Below are 1,962 nucleotides of genomic sequence, written 5' to 3'. Positions count from 1 at the left end.
AAGTATTTGGATTGTCACTGCTTGCTCCAAAGTTAACATGTTGAGCAGTCCAAAATGACCGCTATATTAACCAAGGGGGTCAGTTTTTAAATGCCATTAGGGGGTCATTTTTACACTGCCGCTAACAAAGTCTTTATCCTTGGCTTTACCAGAACCTACCGACAACTTATTGCTGCTATCTAAACTCGCTACAGCGATGATTGATGGCCTGTATGCCAAGGACATTGCCTTCAAGAAATGTGGCGTGATTCTAACGTGTCTCGAACCAAAGGCAAGCCATGTATATGATATGTTTACCGACATGAAGCATATCGAGATCAGTGACGCTTTGATGGATTCCCTTGAAGCGATTCATCTTAAGTATGGCAAAACCAAGATTGCCTTGGGCGCGAGTTTAATGCCGAACAGAACATGGAATATGTCACGAAATCGGCTAACACAGAACTACTTTAAATGGGATCAACTGCTAACAATTAAAGATTAATCCTTAAAGCTTTCATTCAATGCTTGTTGTACTGCATCAATGCGTTGCTTACAGCTTTTATAAGCTGCCATGGATTCTTCAACAACTTTCATCAGGTTATCAATGTCCGGCTCCTCTTGAGACTCTAGAAGCTCAGCATTCTTCTTTAAGATGTCATAGCCTTCTTTAAATGTTAGTTGTTGTTCACTCATTTGGTTTCACCTGTAAAACTTGTGTATTGATTAAACCATCATGTAATTGAATCGCCAAAGTTTGATCCTTGGCTTGATGAATGGATGTTATAGCCTTCCCTCCACTACGAACGATGGCATAACCTCTAGCCAATACATTTGTAGGGTTTTGGATCAGCGTCATTCGCATCAGCGTTTCCACATTAAGCGTTGCTCGTTTCAATTGTTGCTGAGCAAAGTAATGGACATTCGTCTTCACTTGGTCAGCTTGTTTGCTGGTTTGATTAAGTTGTGCCTGAGCCATAGATTTGGTGATTTGCATTAACTGATCATTTTGGCTTTGGTACGCTTGGATCTGCTGCTGAGAGTACAGTTGGATGGATTGAATGAAAACCTTGACCTCATCTACACGTTCAGCAATATGGTTTCTAATACCGCCAATCACTTTACTTGGTGTATCAAAAGATCGATGTGCAATTTCATCGAGAATGGTCTTATCTCGTTCATGTCCAATACCAACCCAAATAGGTACTGATCGTTTGCAAAGCAAAGCAGCTAGATCGTAATCATTCAAGTAAGCCAAATCATTGACAGCACCACCACCACGAATGATGACAATCAAGTCAGGAGGTGTTTTGTATTCATTGGCCCACTGTCTTAATCCTTGGCTTAAAGAAGCAATTATACTTGCTGCTGCTGTATTACCTTGAAATGTTGCTGAGTGATAGATGAATTCACAGACCCCTGCTTTATACAGAATATCAGCATCCTTTCTAAAGTCTCCTAATCCTGCAGCTTGTTCAGGTGCAATGACGAGAACCTTGTTAATGTCAAATGGTGTAGGGAGTTTCTTATTCTTGTCAATCAAGCCATCTTCTGTGAGTTGCTTTACGATCTGTTGGTAACGTCTCGCAAGATCACCGAGCGTAAAGCTTGAATCAATGTCTTCAATGTTTACTGAGAACCCATATTGTGGGCTAAAGCTGGCTTTGACTTTAATCAGAATATTCAGGTCCTTTGACAGCTCCAACCCATACAGGATCACCAAAGGCAATCTTTACGATCTCTTGGACTGTTTCGAGGTATTCACTGAGGGAAAGCTGTTGATCAGGCATACTTAGTTTTTATGAATTGTAATTGTCAAAGACTATAGAAAGTTTGGCGGCACTGTTGCAAATAGTGATTTGAGTCGATGATGTTCCCTTTAAAAAGTGCTTAGAGACCGAAAACCCTGTTGATTAGACACACTTCACCCTGAGGCTGACCATAATAAAATGACGATGCTTGTCCTTTACGTAGTGCACGCAT

At 40.8% G+C, this 1,962-nt stretch carries 1 protein-coding gene and 3 pseudogenes; 1 reads left to right on the top strand and 3 read right to left on the bottom strand.

Going from position 1 to position 1,962, the window contains the following annotated elements; all coding sequences use genetic code 11:
* Window positions 1-127: 127 nt before the first annotated feature.
* Window positions 128-484 (top strand): annotated as a pseudogene (locus FTU05_RS17595) (DUF4113 domain-containing protein); the annotation flags it as partial.
* Here the strand turns inward: FTU05_RS17595 and xseB are convergent.
* The 3 genes and pseudogenes from xseB to FTU05_RS17580 form a co-directional block, all read right to left on the bottom strand.
* Window positions 481-675, bottom strand: coding sequence for an exodeoxyribonuclease VII small subunit (gene xseB / locus FTU05_RS17590; RefSeq protein WP_020753603.1), 195 nt, complete (start codon window positions 673-675; stop codon window positions 481-483). The pseudogene FTU05_RS17595 and the gene xseB overlap by 4 nt on opposite strands.
* A pseudogene (xseA, locus tag FTU05_RS17585) lies at window positions 668-1,769 on the bottom strand (exodeoxyribonuclease VII large subunit). Before xseA ends, xseB begins: the two are co-directional and overlap by 8 nt.
* Before the next feature lie 100 nt (window positions 1,770-1,869).
* A pseudogene (locus FTU05_RS17580) lies at window positions 1,870-1,962 on the bottom strand (IS6 family transposase); the annotation flags it as partial.

Origin of the sequence: Acinetobacter sp. YH12049, from assembly GCF_013419875.1 — a bacterium.
Lineage (GTDB): Bacteria > Pseudomonadota > Gammaproteobacteria > Pseudomonadales > Moraxellaceae > Acinetobacter > Acinetobacter amyesii.
This window is presented reverse-complemented; position numbering and strand designations above follow the sequence as displayed.